12 protein-coding genes are annotated in these 16,967 nt (G+C 72.7%); 9 read left to right on the forward strand and 3 right to left on the reverse strand.

The features are described 5' to 3' along the window. Nucleotides 1–2: 2 nt before the first annotated feature. Nucleotides 3–1,355, reverse strand: coding sequence for an APC family permease (locus ACFYUS_RS02185; protein WP_388844634.1), 1,353 nt, complete (start codon nucleotides 1,353–1,355; stop codon nucleotides 3–5). Between the two features lie 54 nt (nucleotides 1,356–1,409). On the opposite strand from ACFYUS_RS02185, the gene ACFYUS_RS02190 reads away from it, so the two are divergent. Both ACFYUS_RS02190 and ppgK read left to right on the forward strand, forming a co-directional pair. Then, a complete protein-coding gene (locus ACFYUS_RS02190; protein ID WP_388844635.1) occupies nucleotides 1,410–2,462 on the forward strand; it encodes a 4-hydroxy-3-methylbut-2-enyl diphosphate reductase in 1,053 nt (350 codons plus the stop codon). Between the two features lie 29 nt (nucleotides 2,463–2,491). Next, a complete protein-coding gene (ppgK, locus tag ACFYUS_RS02195) occupies nucleotides 2,492–3,235 on the forward strand; it encodes a polyphosphate--glucose phosphotransferase (protein ID WP_388844636.1) in 744 nt (247 codons plus the stop codon). 193 nt (nucleotides 3,236–3,428) lie between these two features. On the opposite strand, the gene ACFYUS_RS02200 is transcribed toward ppgK, so the two are convergent. Then, nucleotides 3,429–4,145, reverse strand: coding sequence for a DUF6542 domain-containing protein (locus tag ACFYUS_RS02200; RefSeq protein ID WP_388844638.1), 717 nt, complete (start codon nucleotides 4,143–4,145; stop codon nucleotides 3,429–3,431). A 161-nt stretch (nucleotides 4,146–4,306) separates the two neighbouring features. On the opposite strand from ACFYUS_RS02200, the gene ychF reads away from it, so the two are divergent. The 4 genes from ychF to ACFYUS_RS02220 all read left to right on the forward strand — a co-directional run bounded on the left by ychF (nucleotide 4,307) and on the right by ACFYUS_RS02220 (nucleotide 11,589). Further along, nucleotides 4,307–5,395: a redox-regulated ATPase YchF gene (ychF, locus tag ACFYUS_RS02205; protein WP_388844640.1), complete on the forward strand. Its 1,089-nt coding sequence runs from the start codon at nucleotides 4,307–4,309 to the stop codon at nucleotides 5,393–5,395. A gap of 203 nt (nucleotides 5,396–5,598) precedes the next feature. Next, on the forward strand, nucleotides 5,599–7,854 hold the full coding sequence (locus tag ACFYUS_RS02210) for a DEAD/DEAH box helicase (RefSeq protein ID WP_388844642.1): 2,256 nt from the start codon (nucleotides 5,599–5,601) through the stop codon (nucleotides 7,852–7,854). 192 nt (nucleotides 7,855–8,046) lie between these two features. Further along, on the forward strand, nucleotides 8,047–10,692 hold the full coding sequence (locus tag ACFYUS_RS02215; protein ID WP_388844644.1) for a BTAD domain-containing putative transcriptional regulator: 2,646 nt from the start codon (nucleotides 8,047–8,049) through the stop codon (nucleotides 10,690–10,692). A 117-nt stretch (nucleotides 10,693–10,809) separates the two neighbouring features. After that, nucleotides 10,810–11,589: a DUF4232 domain-containing protein gene (locus tag ACFYUS_RS02220; RefSeq protein ID WP_388844646.1), complete on the forward strand. Its 780-nt coding sequence runs from the start codon at nucleotides 10,810–10,812 to the stop codon at nucleotides 11,587–11,589. Between the two features lie 18 nt (nucleotides 11,590–11,607). Here the strand turns inward: ACFYUS_RS02220 and ACFYUS_RS02225 are convergent, their stop codons facing one another. After that, entirely contained in the window at nucleotides 11,608–12,768 is a 1,161-nt protein-coding gene (locus ACFYUS_RS02225; protein ID WP_388844648.1) for a threonine synthase, read from the reverse strand. Between the two features lie 184 nt (nucleotides 12,769–12,952). On the opposite strand from ACFYUS_RS02225, the gene ACFYUS_RS02230 reads away from it, so the two are divergent. The 3 genes from ACFYUS_RS02230 to ACFYUS_RS02240 all read left to right on the forward strand — a co-directional run bounded on the left by ACFYUS_RS02230 (nucleotide 12,953) and on the right by ACFYUS_RS02240 (nucleotide 16,801). After that, the gene (locus tag ACFYUS_RS02230) at nucleotides 12,953–14,524 is read left to right on the forward strand and encodes a S8 family peptidase (RefSeq protein ID WP_388844650.1); all 1,572 of its coding nucleotides are present in this window, start codon (nucleotides 12,953–12,955) and stop codon (nucleotides 14,522–14,524) included. 160 nt (nucleotides 14,525–14,684) lie between these two features. Beyond that, on the forward strand, nucleotides 14,685–15,851 hold the full coding sequence (locus ACFYUS_RS02235) for a DUF4190 domain-containing protein (protein ID WP_388844652.1): 1,167 nt from the start codon (nucleotides 14,685–14,687) through the stop codon (nucleotides 15,849–15,851). A 197-nt stretch (nucleotides 15,852–16,048) separates the two neighbouring features. Further along, nucleotides 16,049–16,801 carry a GntR family transcriptional regulator gene (locus tag ACFYUS_RS02240; protein WP_388844654.1) on the forward strand — a complete coding sequence of 251 codons (753 nt, stop codon included), beginning with the start codon at nucleotides 16,049–16,051 and terminating at the stop codon, nucleotides 16,799–16,801. Nucleotides 16,802–16,967: the final 166 nt, after the last annotated feature.

Consider the following 16,967-nt stretch of genomic DNA (forward strand, 5'->3'; position numbering starts at 1 on the left):
TCTTACGCGCGCGGGGACGGTCGTGTCGCGCCCTGGACGGCGAGGACGACGAAGCCCACCCCCAGCCACACCACGCCCACCACCTGGGCGGCGGCCGAGGCCTCGACGATCACGGCGATCAGGATCGCCGCGCCGACCACCGGAAGGACGACGTGCTTCAGCCAGTGCGGCGGCCCCTCCGCCCGCCGTACCGCGAACCAGCCCACCACGCTCGCGTGCAGCAGGACGAAGGCGGTGAGCGCGCCGATGTCGACCACCGAGACCAGCTGGTCGAGGCCGTCGTCCCGGCGCGCCGCCCACAGCGCGGCGATCATCGTGATCGTCGCCGCCACGAGCAGCGCCACGCGCGGGACGCCGCCGTCGGTGCGGGCGAGCAGATGGGGAAGGCGCCGGTCGCGGCCCATCGCGAACAGCAGCCGCCCGCCCGCCGCCTGCCCCGCGAGCGCCGCGAAGGCCGCGCCGATCGCCTTGGAGACGGCCACCAGATCGTGCAGCCAGCCGCCCACGGAGGCGTCCACGGCGTCGTAGAAGGCCGAGCCCTGCTTGGCCGGGTCGGCGGCGAGCTCGGCCGAGGAGAGCGGTTCGAGGAGCGCCACCAGCCAGGTCTGGGCCACGAACAGGGCGCCCGCGAGCGCCAGGCAGAACAGCAGCGCCCGCGCCACCTTCCGCGAGCCGCCCGTCACCTCCTCCGCGAAGGAGGCGATGGCGTCGAAGCCCAGGTACGACAGGACGGCCACCGAGACCGCTCCCACGACCGCGGACAGCGAGAACGCGACGTCGCCGGTGAGCGGCGACCACCAGTCGCGCAGGGCTCCGTCCCGTGCGAGCACCACCACCGCGGACACCACGAAGACCAGCAGGACGACGATCTCCATCACGAGCACCGCGAAGCCGACCCGGGCCGCCGCCCGTACGCCCCACAGGTTGAGGAGGGTGGTGACCACCACGGCGATCCCGGTCCACACCCACCGGTCCACGTCCGGGACCAGCGCCTCCATGGCGATGCCCGCGAAGAGGTAGGCGACGGCCGGGATCAGCAGGTAGTCGAGCATCGCCATCCACCCGGCGATGAATCCGGGCCCCTCCCCGAGGCCCTTGCGCGCGTACGTGAAGACGGAACCGGCCTGCGGCGCGACCCGCACCATCTGGGCGTAGCTGAACGCCGTGAACGCCATGGCGACGGTCGCCACGACGTACACCAGTGCGACGGCTCCGTGCGATTTCGCGTCGAGCGTGCCGAAGACGCCGACGGGCGCCATGGGGGCGATGAACAGCAGCCCGTACACGACAAGGTCGCGGAATCCGAGATTCCGCCGCAGCCCCTCGTGGTCCGCCACCTGCGTCTCCTGAGCCATGGCGCCAGTTTCGGCCACGGCACCGCTCCAACCGCTCACCGACGCGGCCTTACGATGGGACGCATGACTGCAACGCCCGCGCCGACGCCCGATGCCGCCTCCGCGACGAACCGCCCGAAGCGTGTCCTGCTCGCCGCGCCCCGCGGCTACTGCGCGGGCGTGGACCGTGCCGTGATCGCCGTGGAGAAGGCCCTGGAGCAGTACGGGGCGCCGATCTACGTCCGGCACGAGATCGTCCACAACAAGTACGTCGTCCAGACCCTGGAGCGGAAGGGCGCGATCTTCGTCGACCAGGCGACCGAGGTGCCGCCGGGCAACATCGTGATGTTCTCCGCGCACGGCGTCGCCCCGACCGTCCACGAGGAGGCCCGCGTGGGCCGGCTCGCGACCATCGACGCCACCTGCCCGCTGGTCACCAAGGTCCACAAGGAAGCCGTCCGCTTCGCCAAGGACGACTTCGACATCCTCCTCATCGGCCACGAGGGCCACGAGGAGGTCATCGGCACCTCCGGCGAGGCCCCCGACCACATCCAGCTGGTCGACGGCCCCGAGGACGTGGCCAAGGTCGAGGTCCGCGACCCCTCCCGGGTCGTCTGGCTCTCCCAGACCACGCTCTCGGTCGACGAGACGATGGAGACGGTCGACGCGCTGAAGGAGAAGTTCCCGCAGCTGATCTCCCCGCCGTCCGACGACATCTGCTACGCCACGCAGAACCGCCAGACCGCCATCAAGGAGCTCGCCGACCAGGCCGAGCTGGTGATCGTCGTCGGCTCGAAGAACTCCTCCAACTCGATCCGCATGGTCGAGGTCGCCAAGCAGGCCGGCGTCCCCGCCTCGTACCTCGTCGACTTCGCCAGCGAGATCGACGAGGCCTGGCTGGAGGGCGTGACCAGCGTCGGCCTCTCCTCCGGCGCCTCCGTCCCGGACGTCCTGGTGCAGGAGGTCCTGGAGTGGCTCGCCGAGCGCGGCTACGTGGACGTGGAGATCGTCAAGACGGCCGACGAGTCCCTCACCTTCTCGCTGCCCAAGGAGCTCCGCAACAAGGACCTGCGGGCCGAGGCGGAGCGGCTCGCGGCCACGGCGCCCGCCGCGTCCGTCAAGGAGTAACTCCACGCCACAGCCCTTACCGTGTGTCCATGAACGTCTTCGGAGTGGACATCGGCGGCTCGGGCATCAAGGGCGCCCCCGTGGACCTGGAACGCGGCACGCTCGCCGAGGAGCGCCACAAGGTACTGACCCCGCAGCCCGCCACACCCGACGGTGTGGCGGGCTGCGTCGCGGAGGTCGTGGCGCACTTCGGCTGGACCGGGCCGGTGGGGGTGACCTTCCCCGGCGTGGTGACCGGCTCCACCATCCGTACGGCCGCCAACGTCGACAAGTCCTGGATCGGCGTCGACGCCGGCACCCTCCTGAGCGACCGCCTCGGCGGCCTCCCCGTGACCGTCCTGAACGACGCGGACGCCGCCGGCATCGCCGAGATGACCTTCGGCGCGGGCCGGGGCCGCAAAGGCACCGTGATCCTCCTGACCCTCGGCACCGGCATCGGCTCCGCCCTCTTCGTCGACGGCCGCCTCGTCCCCAACACCGAACTCGGCCACCTCGAACTCAAGGGCCACGACGCCGAGACCCGCGCCTCCACCAAGGCCAAGGAGGACGAAGACCTCAGCTGGGAGCACTGGGCCACCCGCCGGCTGAGCAAGTACCTCGCCCACGTCGAGATGCTCTTCTCCCCGGAACTCTTCATCATCGGCGGCGGCGTCAGCCGCAAGGCGGACAAGTTCCTGCCCCTGATCAAGGGCGTCCGCGCGGAGGTCGTCCCGGCGGAGCTCCAGAACAACGCGGGGATCGTGGGGGCGGGGATGGCGGCGGGGGCGGCCTGAGGGGCCGGGGGAGCTTGGATCCAAGATCCAAGATCCAAGATCCAAGATCCAAGATCCAAGATCCAAGATCCAAGATCCAAGATCCAAGATCCCGGATCCAGGCAACGGGATCCAGGATCCGAGCGACGGGATCCAGGATCCAAGCGACGGGATCCGGGATCCGATATCCCATCGCTTGGATCCAAGATCCGACTTACGCGACGGGCCGGCGTCCCGCCGCAGGCGCCCGCCCGCCCGGTCCCTCGCCCGTGGTCCCGGCCCCGGGGGCCGTCCGGGCGGCGGTACGGGACTGGTGGCGGCGCCCCATGTCCCGCACCTTGCGGACGCTCGCGATGAGACCGGCGACGAGGGTGCCGCCGTAGAGCCACCCGGCGTGCACGGCGAGGGCGGTCACGACGGCCATGGCCTGGCCGCCGAAGCCGCCGGTGCCGCCGGCGATGGGGATGACACCGACGGCGAAGGCGATGGGGACGCTGATCGGGGCGGTGACGAGGTCGGCGGTGCGGACCCAGAGGGCGGTCAGGGCGCTGACCGGAAGGAACAGCAGCCCGTAGGCGGCGGGGGAGCCGTCGAGGAGCAGCTGGTCGAGGAGGCCGAGGGCGAGCATGGCGGCCGAGGCGAAGAGCCCGGCGCCGAGCCCGGTGAGGCGGGGCGAGGGGAGCCGGCGCAGGGCGAGGACGACGGGCGGTACGGGCCGGCGGCCGGCGGGCCGCCCGGAGGTGCGCCCGGTGGGGGCTCCGGGCGCTTCGGCCCGCTCCACGCGCGCGCGACCGGGGGCGCCCCCGGCTCTGCCGGTGACGCGGTAGACGGCCGCGCCCTCCACGAGCGCGCCGGGCGGTGCGACCGGCGGCGTGGCGGTGGTCTGCGGCCTTCGGCGGCGTTGCGGCTGACTTGTCCTGTGCTGCTCCACCTGACCAACGTAGGTCGCGAGAGGGCGGGAACGGGGTCCGGGACACGCCCTTTGGGTGACCTTGCCCCCGAGAACGACCGAAGGTCGGCGTCACTGGCCGGTTCGTCCCGCCCGTAAACTGGGGGATCGGCCCACCATCCACACTTCAGGAAGTCGCCACCGTGTCGCTCACGATCGGAATCGTCGGTCTGCCGAATGTCGGCAAGTCGACCCTGTTCAACGCCCTGACCAAGAACGACGTGCTGGCGGCCAACTACCCGTTCGCCACGATCGAGCCCAACGTCGGCGTCGTCGGTGTCCCCGACGACCGCCTGGCCAAGCTCGCCGAGGTCTTCGGCTCCCAGCGCATCCTCCCGGCGACGGTCGACTTCGTCGACATCGCGGGCATCGTGCGCGGCGCGAGCGAGGGCGAGGGCCTGGGCAACAAGTTCCTCGCGAACATCCGCGAGTCGGACGCGATCTGCCAGGTCATCCGTGCCTTCAAGGACGAGAACGTCGTCCACGTCGACGGCAAGGTCTCGCCGAAGGACGACATCGAGACGATCAACACGGAGCTGATCCTCGCGGACCTCCAGACGATCGAGAAGGTCCTGCCGCGCCTCCAGAAGGAGATGCGGATCAAGAAGGACACGGCGCCCAAGGTCGCCGCCGTCGAGGCCGCCCAGGCGATCCTGGAGAAGGGCGACACCCTCTTCTCGCAGGGCATCGTCCAGGGCTCGGAGAAGGCGGAGCTCCTCCACGACCTCCACCTCCTCACCACCAAGCCGTTCCTGTACGTCTTCAACGTGGACGAGGACGAGCTGACGGACGACGCCTTCAAGGCCGAGCAGAGCGCCCTGGTCGCCCCGGCCGAGGCGATCTTCCTCAACGCCAAGCTGGAGGCGGACCTCGCCGAGCTCGACGAGGCGGACGCCATGGAGCTCCTGGAGTCCGTCGGCGCCGAGGAGCCCGGCCTCGCCACCCTCGCCCGCGTCGGCTTCGCCACCCTCGGCCTCCAGACCTACCTGACGGCCGGCCCGAAGGAAGCCCGCGCCTGGACGATCAAGCAGGGCGCGACGGCCCCCGAGGCGGCCGGTGTCATCCACACCGACTTCCAGAAGGGCTTCATCAAGGCCGAGGTCATCTCCTTCGCCGACCTCGTCGCCACGGGCTCGGTGGCCGAGGCCCGCGCCGCCGGCAAGGCCCGCATGGAGGGCAAGGAGTACGTCATGCAGGACGGCGACGTCGTGGAGTTCCGCTTCAACGTCTGATCGCAGCCACACCTCGGAAGGGGCCGGACTCCATGGAGTCCGGCCCCTTCCGCGTGGGGTGGGCGTGTCCGGGCGGATCGGGCGGGCGCGGGACGGTACGGGGCGGGTGCTGTCAGGGACGGGGTGTAGTACTGCTCATCCAGGGAGGCGTCGCGGCGCTCTCCGGTCGCTTGAGGTGGGTACGGGAAAAGGGGGCGGGGCGCGTGGGGCGGGATGGGCGGGAGGTGGTGGGGAGGGGGGCGCGGCTGTATGGGGCGGCTGAGGCGGTGTGTGGGGACCATGGCAGGGCTGTCGAGGCGGTGCGGGAGGCGCTGAAGCCGCTTCAGGACGAGGCGGTGGCGCGGGAGCTCGATGCGATCCCGGTGAAGCGGCTGCGGGAGGTCACCGGGGGCCGGTTGCAGGGGGAGAGCATCGAGCGGAGTGGGCTGAGGACGGTCGGGAGGGTTCTGGAAGCGGGCCCGTATCGCCTGCGGCAGGTTCCCGGGGTCGGCCTGCGGACCGCCGATCAGCTCCTCGCGGCCGCTCAGCGGTTGTCCGAGGCGGCGCACGAGACCGTCGCCGTGCGGATCGACGTGGACCGGCCGGAGCCGCGGACCACGGCGCTCGTCATCGCTCTGAACCGTCTGGTGGAGGCGGGGCCGGACGGGCGGAGGGCGGTCGACACGGCCGAGGGGCTGGTGCGACGGCTCGGTCCGCTGCTCGCCGATGCCGGACCGGCCACCGGGCGGGTGCGGATGCTCCTGGCCGGACGGGAGAAGCGGTCCCGGGCGCTCGCGGCGGTCGACGGCATCCGGTCGGTGGTGGAGGACGCGGAGCGGGCGGGGGCGCTCGCTCTCCTCGCCCAGGCGTCGGTGGATCTGCTGCGGGAGCCCGCGACCGACGTCGCCGCCTGGGTGGACTTCGAGCTGCGCTCGGCCGAGTACTACGGCGTGCTGGCCGAGATCCCCGGGCGGGCGCCGGAGGTGGGGGCCGCCCAGGGGTTCCTGCCCGACAAGCTCGCCGAGCGGGTACGGGGCCAGCGCCTCGACGACTCCCGCCTGCGTGTCTCCCTGCGCGGGTACCAGGAGTTCGGCGCGAGGTTCGTCCTCGCCCAGCGCAAAGTGGTGCTCGGCGACGAGATGGGGCTCGGCAAGACCATCCAGGCGATCGCCGCCCTGACGCATCTGGCCGCCGAGGGACAGAGCCGCTTCATGGTCGTCTGCCCGCCGAGCGTCCTGGTGAACTGGGTGCGCGAGATCGAGGCCCGCAGCTCCCTGCGGTCCGTCCTCCTGCACGGCCCCGACCGGCACGAGGCGTTCGCCGACTGGAGGAGCCGGGGCGGGGTCGCGGTGACCACCTTCGACGCGCTGCGCGGGTTCCCCGACCCGGGCCGCGGTGAGGCCGCGATGCTCGTGGTGGACGAGGCGCACCTGGTGAAGAACCCGAAGACACTGCGGTCCCAGGCGGTCGCCCGGTGGGTGGAGCGCTCCGGGCACGCCCTCCTCATGACCGGCACCCCGATGGAGAACCGGGTGGGAGAGTTCCGCAACCTGGTCCGGATGCTCCGACCCGACCTCGCGGACTCGCTGACCAAGGGGGACGCCCTGACCGGCTCGGTCGACTTCCGCAAGGCCGTCGCACCGGTCTATCTGCGGCGCAATCAGAAGGACGTCCTCGCGGAGCTGCCCGCCCTCCAGCACACCGACGAATGGGAGGAGCCGAGCGTCTCCGACGAGGAGGCCTACAGGGAGGCGGTGCGTGCCGGCAACTTCATGGCGATGCGCAAGGCCGCGTACGCACGCCCCGAGAAGTCGGCCAAGCTGGAGCGGCTCCGCGAGATCGTCCGGGAGGCCGGCGAGAACGGGCAGAAGACCGTGGTCTTCTCCTACTTCAAGGACGTACTGGGCGTGGTGGGGGAGGCCCTCGACGCGGGTGTTCCCGTCCACGGTCCGCTCACCGGTGGAGTCCCGGCCGCGCGACGGCAGCAGGTCGTCGACGACTTCGCGGCCGTGTCCGGGCCCGCGGTGCTGCTGGCGCAGATCCAGGCGGCGGGCATCGGCCTCAACCTGCAGGCCGCTTCCGTGGTCGTCCTCTGCGAACCCCAGATCAAGCCGACCATCGAGCAGCAGGCGGTGGCCCGGGCCCATCGCATGGGACAGGTCAGGCGGGTGCGGGTGCACCGGCTGCTCGCCACCGGCGGGGTGGACGAGCGCATGGTGAGGATGCTGGAGGCCAAGACCCGCCTGTTCGACACGTACGCCCGCCGTAGTGCCGTGGCCGAGGCCACCCCGGACGCGGTCGACGTGTCGGACATGGGGATCGCCCGCAGGATCGTGGAGGAGGAGCAGGCCCGACTGGGCCTGGCGGGCGAGGGGCGACCGGTGGGCGAGGGGCGAGCGGTGGGCGAGGGGCGAGCGGTGGGCGAGGAGCGAGCGGTGGACGAGGGGCGACCGGCTGACGTCCAGTCGGAATCGCCCTGACCCCGTTCATCGCCCTGACCTCGTTCATCGACCCGATCCGGTTCATCGCCCCGACCCCGTTCGTCGCCGTGTCCGGATAGTGAGGGCGAGGGCGGAGTGGGGAACACCACGTGGCCGGCGGCCCTCTTGGCGCACGTATCCTCGGACGTCGGGGACAGAGCTGTGGGGGAGAGGGATCGCGGAGGTATACAGGTGGAGTTCCGGCTGCTCGGCTCCGTTGCGTTGGTGGCGGAGGACAGGGACGTAGCCTTGGGGCCCGCCAAGCGGTCCAGTCTGCTCGCGATGCTGCTGTTGCGGCCCAACAGTGCTGTGAACGTGGGGCAGTTGATAGACGCGCTGTGGGAGGAGGAGCCGCCCACGCACGCCAAGACCGTCCTTCAGGGGCACGTCTCGCGGCTGCGGGCGCTGCTTGCCGAGCACGGGGCCGAGGCGTACGGGGTGGAGCTCGCCACGCAGGGGTCGGCGTATGTGCTGCGGATGCCGGAGTCGCTGGTCGACGCGCACCGGTTCGAGGAGCTCGTCGGGCTTGCCGGGGTGCAGCGGCGGCCGGCCGACGCGGTGCGGATGCTGAGGGAGGCGCTGTCGTACTGGCAGGGGCCCGCGCTCACCGGGACCGTGCACAGCAGGCCGTTGGAGGCCGCGGCCGGGGGCCTGGAGGAGATGCGGCTCGCGTCGGTGGAGGCGCTGGCGGAGGCGTACGGGCAGCTCGGCGAGCACGGCAGGGCCGCCGCCGTCCTGCGCACCGAGGCGGTCGCGCACCCGTTGCGCGAGTCGCTGGCCGCCGCGCTGATGCTGGCGCTCGCGCGTTCCGGCCGTCAGTCGGACGCGATCGACTGGTACCACAGGACCCGGCGGCTGCTCGCCGAGGAGCTGGGCGTCGACCCCGGTGAGACGCTCAGCGAGGCGTACGCGACGCTGCTCCGCTCCGCCGAGCCCGCCTCCGTGCCCCGGCCGGCCGTCGAGGTGAGGGCCCCGGCGCCCGAGGGCCTGCCGCGGGCCCCGCGCGGCTTCACCGGGCGCGGGGCCGAGCTGGCCGCGCTCGACCGTGCCGTCCGCGCCGGCGACGGACCCGTCTGCCTCGTCACCGGGCCCGCGGGCGTCGGCAAGACCGCGTTCGCCGTGCACTGGGCCTACGAGCGGCGCGCGGACTTCCCCGACGGGCGGCTCTTCGCCGACCTGCGCGGCTTCAGCGACACCCCGGCGCCCGAGACCGCCGCCGTCCTGCGGGAGTTCCTGCTCGCGCTCGGCGTCCCGCCGCAGAAGGTCCCGGAGACCGTCGACGCGCGCGGTGCGCTGTTCCGCTCGCTCACCGGCGGCCGCCGGCTGCTCGTCGTCCTCGACAACGCCCGCTCCTCCGAGCAGGTCCGGCCGCTGCTGCCCGGCGGCGACCACTGCGCCACCCTCGTCACCAGCCGCGACCGGCTCGGCGGCCTCATCGCCTCCGACGCCGCCCGGCCCGTACCGCTCGGGCACTTGCAGCCGGCCGCCTCGGCCGCCCTGCTCACCACCGTCCTCGGCGAGGACCGGGTCGCCGCCGAACCCGCCGCCGCCACCCGGCTCGCCCGGCTCTGCGACGGCCTGCCGCTCGCCCTCCGGGTGACGGCGGCCCGGCTGGCCGAGCGGCCGCAGTGGACGCTCGACGCGATGGTCGGCGAACTCGCCGACGAACAGAGCAGGCTGGCGCTGCTCGACGTGGAGGACCGGGGCGTCTCCGCCGCCCTCCGTCTCACGGTGCAGCAGCTGCCGGAGTCCGCCGCCCGGATGTTCCGCGCGGTCGGTCTGCACACAGGATCCGATCTGGACCGGTTCGCGGCGGGCGCCCTCGTCGGGACGGCGCCCGGGCAGGCCTCCGCCGACCTGGACCGGCTCGCCGCCGCGCACCTGCTCACCGAGGCGGTCCCCGGCCGGTGGACGCCGCACGACCTGGTACGCCTCTACGCCCGCCATCTCGCCCCGCAGGCGGACCCCGAGGGCCTGCCCCGGCTCCTCGACCACTACCTGTACACGGGCCTCGCGGCCGACGCCGCCGCCGAACCCGGCTCGCAGCCTTGCTACTCGCTGCCCGCCGATGCCCGACGGCCCGCCGCGACGAGGGAGTTCGAGGACCGTACGGCGGCACTCGACTGGTACGCCGCCGAGCGACCCGCCCTGGAGGGCGCGGTCGCCGCCGCGGCCGCCCTCGGGATGCACGACCGGGCCTGGCGGCTCGCACTCGTGCCGTGGCCGCTGATGCTCAGTCGGATCGGGGACGGCTGGACCCCGCTCCTGGAGGCCGGGCTCGCCTCGGCCGAGGCGATCGGCGACCTCGACGCGCAGTCGCGCGCGCGTGCCCTGCTCGGCTGGATCCTGCACGAGGAGGGCCGGAACGACGAGGCCCTGGTCCACCTGGAGAAGGCGCCGGGTCTGGCCGCCCGGGTCGGCGACCCGATCAGCGAGGCCATCGCGTACGTCAACTACGCCGCCGTCCTCGACGCGACCGGGGAGCACGAGCGGGCCGGGCTGCTCATGCTGCACGCCGTCGACCTCGCCGACCGCACCGGCCACCCCTCCACCCAGGTGCTGACCCTCCAGCACCTCGCGGGCCACTGCCTGAAGGCGGGGGAGTACGAGGCGGCGCTCGCGCACACCCTTCGCGCCGGGGAACTGGTCGCGCCCGACGCGGTGGTCGTCCGGGCCTCGCTGCAGATCACCCGGGGCGAGGCGCTGGCCGGTATCGGCCGTCTCGAAGAGGCCGCTGACCAGTTGGAACGGGCGATCGTCGCGGCCGACGCGGCCGGTTTCACCGAGGGTTCGGCACGGGCCGCGGCGCACCTTTCGCGGCTGTCAGCGAATCGTTAGCGCTACGCAAGCGGGACGGCAGCGCGGATCGGGAAGCTGGATACAGCACCGAGTGAGGTGCAGCGGCGCACGTGGACCACGTGCGCCGGCCGATCGCGTCAACGGGGGAGAACCACCATGCGCAACCACCGCAAGAACACCGTCCTGGCCGCCGCCGCCATCGCCGCCCTCTCGCTGGGCCTGACCGCCTGCGGCGGCGGGGACACCGCGGGCGCCAAGGACGCGGGCAGCGCGAGCTCCGCCCAGTCCGCCGCCGCCACGGGTGGCAGCGGCACGACCGGCGGCGGCACGGCGGACCAGACCGCCGCGAAGAGCGGCTCGGGCTCCACGGGCGGCTCGGCCACCGGCGGCTCGGCCACGGGCGGCTCGAAGGCCGGCTCCACGACCGGCGGTTCGAAGGCCGGCTCCTCCACCGGCGGCAGCACCGGCTCCACCGGCTCCACCGGCGGGAAGAGCTCCGACAAGGCCCCCGCCTGCGCCTACGGCGACATCAAGGTCACGGCGGCGAAGGCGGACGAGGTCCCGACGGAGCACATCGTCCTCACCGCCACCAACACCTCCGGCCGTACGTGCACCCTGCTGGAGTACCCGCTCATCGCCTTCGGTCCGATCCAGACCGCCAAGGACATCCCGGCCGTCGCGAAGAGCAAGCCGGGCGAGCAGATCGTCCTGAAGGCCGGCATGCCCGCCTACGCGAACGTGCGGATCGCGCTCGGCGGCGTCCACGAGGACAACAAGGTCGTGAAGGAGTTCAACGTGAACCTCTTCGCTCCCCAGGGTCCGGCCGAGGGCAGCATCGTCGTCAAGGCCCCCGCCGGCGGCCTCGCGGTCGACGAGGCCGCCGCGAAGACGGGCTACTGGACGTACGAGCTCCGCAACGGCGCCGACGAGTTCTGATCCGTACGGGAAGGACCCTCAGGGGACCAGGCCCGTCTTCGCCCCCGCCCCGCACAGCGGCACCACCGTGAGCCCGGGGCGGGGCGGAGCCGCGTTCACCGCCGCCCAGCAGGCCGTGCCCGTCGCCTCGACGAAGAGGCCCCGGCGGGCCAGGTCCCGCTGGGCGGCGCGGATACGGTCCTCCGTCACCGTCAGGAACGTGCCGCCGCTCGCGCGGACCGCCCGCAGGATCTGGCGGGCGCGGGGCGGGGCCGGGATGGCGATGCCCTCGGCGAGGGTGGGGCGCGCGACGGCCGGTTCCGCGAGGTCCTCCGCGCCCGCGTGGAAGGCGGCGGCCAGCGGGGACACGGCCTCCGCCTGGACGGCGACGAGCGCGGGCCGGCGCTCGACGAGCCCGTGGCCGTACAGCTCCTCGACGGCGAGGGCGGCGCCGAGGAGCAGGGTGCCGTTGCCGACGGGGACGACGAGCGTGTCCGGGAGCCGTCCGCCGAGCTCCTCCCACAGCTCGTACACGTAGGTCTTGGTGCCGTGCAGGAAGTACGGGTTGTAGACGTGCGAGGCGTAGAAGACGCCCGGCTCGTCGGCGGCCTCGCGCGCCGCCCGGGCCGTGGCCTCGCGGTCGCCGGGCACCTCGACGATCCGGGCCCCGTGCGCCCGGATCTGCTCCAGCTTCTTGGGGGACGTGCCCTCGGGCACGTACACGACGCAGTCGAGGCCGGCCCGCGCGCCGTACGCGGCGATCGCCGTGCCGGCGTTGCCGCTGCTGTCGGCGAGGACCGTACGGGGTTCCAGGCGGCGGGCGTGCGCGGCGAGCATCACGGCGCCCCGGTCCTTGAAGGACAGGGTCGGCATGAGGAAGTCGAGCTTGGCCGAAACCGAGCCGGTGGCAGAACCGGCAGCAGGGCCGGCGGCCGAATCGTCGGCAGGTCCGGTGAGCCGGACGAGCGGTGTGCGGCCCTCGCCGAGGCTCAGCTCGGGCCCGTAGGGGAGCGGAGGCAGCGCCTCCGTGTAACGCCACAAGGAATTCACACGTGACGCGAGTGACGGGAGGGAGACCGGTGCACTCTCGAAGGCGAGGTCCCAGGGGCCGCGGCATCGCGGACAGCACCAGGTGAGGGCGTCGACGGGGGACTGGATCCGGCAGCGAGGGCACGCGTAGGCGGTCATGAGGGGCAGCATGTCAGGCCTGTGGCAAGGGTGTTGCGGACCTGCGGGGGCCCTTGTGGGATTCCTATGGATCAGTCAATCTTTCGCTCGGCAGCCGGGCGTTCGAGACGGCGCGGTCCTTCCGTGTCGTATTGACATGCCCATGCCATATTCATGTCGTGCTCCTGCCTTACCCCCCACGAGGAGGACCCCCCACATGTCAGTGATGCGCGCACCGCGCCGCCGGACGGCCACCGCCGCGGCCATCGCCGTCGCGGCCCTCGCCCTCGGCTCCCTCTCCGCCCTCCCGGCCGCCGCGGCGGCCGCCCCCACGGGCGTCATCGAGAACGCCGGGGCCGAGGGAACCGTCCCGGGCAGCTACATCGTCACCCTCGACGATTCCGCGCCGGCGCAGACCGCCGAGGGCCGGGCCGTCGCCGCCAAGTTCGGCGCGAAGATCAAGCGGACGTACACCTCGGCGATCAACGGCTACTCCGTCGAGCTCTCCGAGGCGCAGGCGCGCAAGCTCGCGGCCGACCCCGCCGTGAGGTCCGTCGAGCAGAACCGCGTCTTCCGCATCGACGGCGCCCAGCCCTCCCCGCCCTCCTGGGGCCTGGACCGGATCGACCAGAAGGCCCTTCCGCTGAACCAGGGCTACACCTACCCGGACTCCGCGGGCCAGGGCGTCACGGCGTACATCATCGACACCGGCGTCCGCATCACCCACAGCGACTTCGGCGGCCGTGCCTCCTACGGCTACGACGCCATCGACAACGACAACACCGCGCAGGACGGCCACGGCCACGGCACCCACGTCGCCGGCACCGTCGCGGGCTCGTCGTACGGCGTCGCGAAGAAGGCGAAGATCGTCGGCGTCCGCGTCCTCGACGACTCCGGCTCCGGCACGACCGAGCAGGTCGTCGCGGGCATCGACTGGGTGACGCGCAACGCCGTGAAGCCGGCCGTGGCCAACATGAGCCTCGGCGGCGGCGTCGACTCCGTCCTCGACGACGCCGTCCGCAACTCGATCGCCTCCGGAGTCACCTACGCGGTGGCCGCCGGCAACGAGACCGACAACGCCGCCAACCACTCACCCGCGCGCGTGGCCGAGGCCATCACGGTCGGCGCCACCACGTCGAGCGACGCCAGGGCGAGCTACTCCAACTACGGCAGCGGCCTCGACCTCTTCGCCCCCGGCTCCTCCATCACCTCGTCCTGGAACACCGGCGACTCCGCCACCAACACCATCTCCGGTACGTCGATGGCGACCCCGCACGTCACCGGCGCCGCCGCCCTCTACCTGGCGGACAACCCGACGGCGACCCCGGCGCAGGTCTCCACGGCCCTGACGAACGCCGCCACCCCGAACGTCGTCACCAGCCCCGGCACCGGCTCCCCGAACAAGCTGCTCTACGTGGGCGGCGGCTCCACCCCGCCGCCCACCGGCCCGAAGTTCGAGAACACCGCGGACTACGCGATCAACGACAACGCGACCGTCGAGTCCCCGGTCGCCGTCAGCGGCGTCACGGGCAACGCCCCCGCCACCCTCCAGGTGCCTGTGAACATCATTCACACCTACATCGGTGACCTCCAGGTCCAGCTGATCGCCCCCGACGGCACGGCGTACACGCTGAAGGCCTTCGGCACCGGCGGCAGCGCGGACAACATCAACACCACGTACACCGTGAACGCCTCCTCGGAGGTCGCCAACGGCACGTGGAAGCTGCGGGTCACCGACAACGCGACCTACGACACCGGGAAGATCGACTCCTGGGCCCTGCAGTTCTGATCCACGGCCGAATCCGGTCCACCGCCGAAACACGGGGCGGTCGCCTGCGGGCGGCCGCCCTTCGGCGTCCCCGCGTACCCGGACGTTCCCCGGGCCCGCGTACGATGCGCGCCCGATCGTTTGTTCGTGCCGCACGCCCCGAAACAGGAGCACCGTACCCGTGGAGCCGATCCAGCCGACCCCGCCGCCGCCCCCGTCCCCGGAGGGAGGGCCGCAGCAGGGGTGGCCCGCCCCGGGCCCGTACACCTCCCCGGGGATGCCGTACGCCCCGTACGGCCGACCCGGCGTGCCCGGCGCCGGCCCCTACGGGACGCCGCCGCGCACCACCAACGGTCTCGCCATCGGCTCCCTCGTCTCCGGCGTCGTCTGCTGCCTCCCGCCCCTCGGCCTGATCCTGGGCCTCGTCGCCCTCCCGCAGATCAAGAAGAGGGGTCAGGCGGGCAAGGGGTTCGCGATCGCCGGCATCGTGCTCTCCGCCCTCAGCTGCCTGCTGCTCGTCGTCGGGCTCGCGACCGGCGGCATCGGCGCGGCGTGGGACGGCTTCCAGAAGGGCGTGGAGGGGGCCTCCCGCGCCAAGTCGCCGTCCTCGCTGCGCACCGGGCAGTGCTTCAACGACGAGGGCAGGTCGAAGAAGTACACGACGAAGGTCACGGTCGTCGACTGCGCACGCCCGCACGACGGCGAGGTCACCGGCACCTTCAAGATGGCCGGCGCCGACGCGTGGCCGGGCGACGAGGCGGTCGACGAGCTCGCCCAGAAGCGCTGCGAGACGATCAACTCGGCGTACGCGATGGACACCTGGGCGATCCCGAAGGACGTCTGGATCCACTACTACCTGCCCAGCAAGGAGACCTGGCGCCTCGGCGACCGTTCGGTGATCTGCGGGTTCGGCAGCGGGAAGAAGCCGTTCTCGGGCTCGGTGCGCTCCGACAGGTCCACCCTGACCGCCGACCAGAGCTCCTTCCTGACGATCGTGAACCCGATCGAGACGGTCGGCTACCAGGAGCCGGAGGACGACCCGGACGAGGACTTCGAGGCCAACAAGGCCTGGGCCGGGGAGCTCCTGAAGGCGATCGACACGGCCCGCGCGGGCCTGGGGCGGCGCTCCTGGCCGGGTGACTCCGCGGCTCCGGTCGCGGACCTCCGCGAGGAGCTCGCCACGGCCTCGAAGCGCTGGGCCGAGCTGGCCTCGGCGACCGACGCGGACGCCTACTGGGACGCGTACGACGCCGCCTGGGACGCCCTTCCCGAGGACCTCGGCGCGGACGCGCGGACCGCGCTCGGCCTGACGGGCGCGCCGCCGGAGGGCGAGGGCACCCAGGTCTGAGCTCCGGAAGGGCGCTCCGTGGCGCTCGGGGTGCTCCGGGGGTACTTCGGAGCGCTCCGGGGTGATTCGGGGTGCTCCGGTGTGACCGTGGGTAGCCGGAGCTTTCATCACTTCGAGTGAAACTCTGGCCCATGCTTGCGGATCGCGACCGTCGGTTGTCAGGCTGTAGCTGTCAGTCAACCTGAGGGGAGTGTCCAGTGACGTTCGGTGAGCAGCCCGCCTACCTGCGCGTGGCGAGCGATCTGCGGGAGAAGATCGCCAACGGCTCGCTTCCGCCGCATACCCGCCTCCCCTCGCAGGCGCGCATCCGCGAGGAGTACGGGGTGTCGGACACCGTCGCGCTGGAGGCCCGCAAGGTGCTCATGGCCGAGGGGCTCGTGGAGGGGCGCTCGGGCTCGGGCACCTATGTGCGCGAGCGGCCCGTGCCGCGCCGGATCGCCCGCTCCGGCTACCGCCCCGCGTCCGGCGCCAGTCCCTTCCGTCAGGAGCAGGCCGCCGAAGGGGTCCGCGGCACCTGGGAGTCGCGCAGCACGCAGGAGCCGGCGAGCGTCGAGGTGGCCGAGCGGCTCGGCATCGAGCCGGGGGAGCGGGTGATGCGCACGCGGTACGTGTACCGGGACGGGGGGGAGGCGATGATGGTCTCCACCTCCTGGGAGCCGCTCGCCGTCACCGGTCGGACGCCGGTCATGCTGCCCGAGGAGGGCCCCCTCGGCGGCTGCGGCGTCGTCGAGCGCATGGCGGCCATCGACGTGGTCGTCGACAACGTGGTGGAGGAGGTCGGGGCCCGGCCCGGACTCGCCGAGGAACTCCTGGCCCTCGGCGGGGTGCCGGGGCACGTGGTCATGGTCGTGGAGCGGACGTACTACGCCTCGGGCCGCGCCGTCGAGACGGCCGACGTCGTCGTCCCGGCCGACCGCTACCGCCTCACGTACCACCTGCCGGTGAGATGACGCCGGGTGCCGGGTGCCGGGTGCCGAGAGGCGGGGTCGAGGGGCGGGGCCGAGGGCGGGGTCGAGGGTCGGACGCCGGGGTGACGCGCGGTCGGTGCCGTCGGTGACCGTTCAGCGGGGTCGGGCGTCCGGGCGCCGTGACCAGGAGTTAACGGGGCGTCAGTTC

The organism is Streptomyces sp. NPDC004284 (genome assembly GCF_042874035.1).
GTDB lineage: Bacteria > Actinomycetota > Actinomycetes > Streptomycetales > Streptomycetaceae > Streptomyces.

Coding starts and splice junctions, on each gene's coding strand:
- ACFYUS_RS02185 (WP_388844634.1), bottom strand. CDS start 1,355: ATGGCTCAGGAGACGCAGGTGGCGGACCACGAGGGGCTGCGGCGGAAT.
- ACFYUS_RS02190 (WP_388844635.1), top strand. CDS start 1,410: ATGGGACGCATGACTGCAACGCCCGCGCCGACGCCCGATGCCGCCTCC.
- ppgK (WP_388844636.1), top strand. CDS start 2,492: ATGAACGTCTTCGGAGTGGACATCGGCGGCTCGGGCATCAAGGGCGCC.
- ACFYUS_RS02220 (WP_388844646.1), top strand. CDS start 10,810: ATGCGCAACCACCGCAAGAACACCGTCCTGGCCGCCGCCGCCATCGCC.
- ACFYUS_RS02225 (WP_388844648.1), bottom strand. CDS start 12,768: ATGCTGCCCCTCATGACCGCCTACGCGTGCCCTCGCTGCCGGATCCAG.
- ACFYUS_RS02230 (WP_388844650.1), top strand. CDS start 12,953: ATGTCAGTGATGCGCGCACCGCGCCGCCGGACGGCCACCGCCGCGGCC.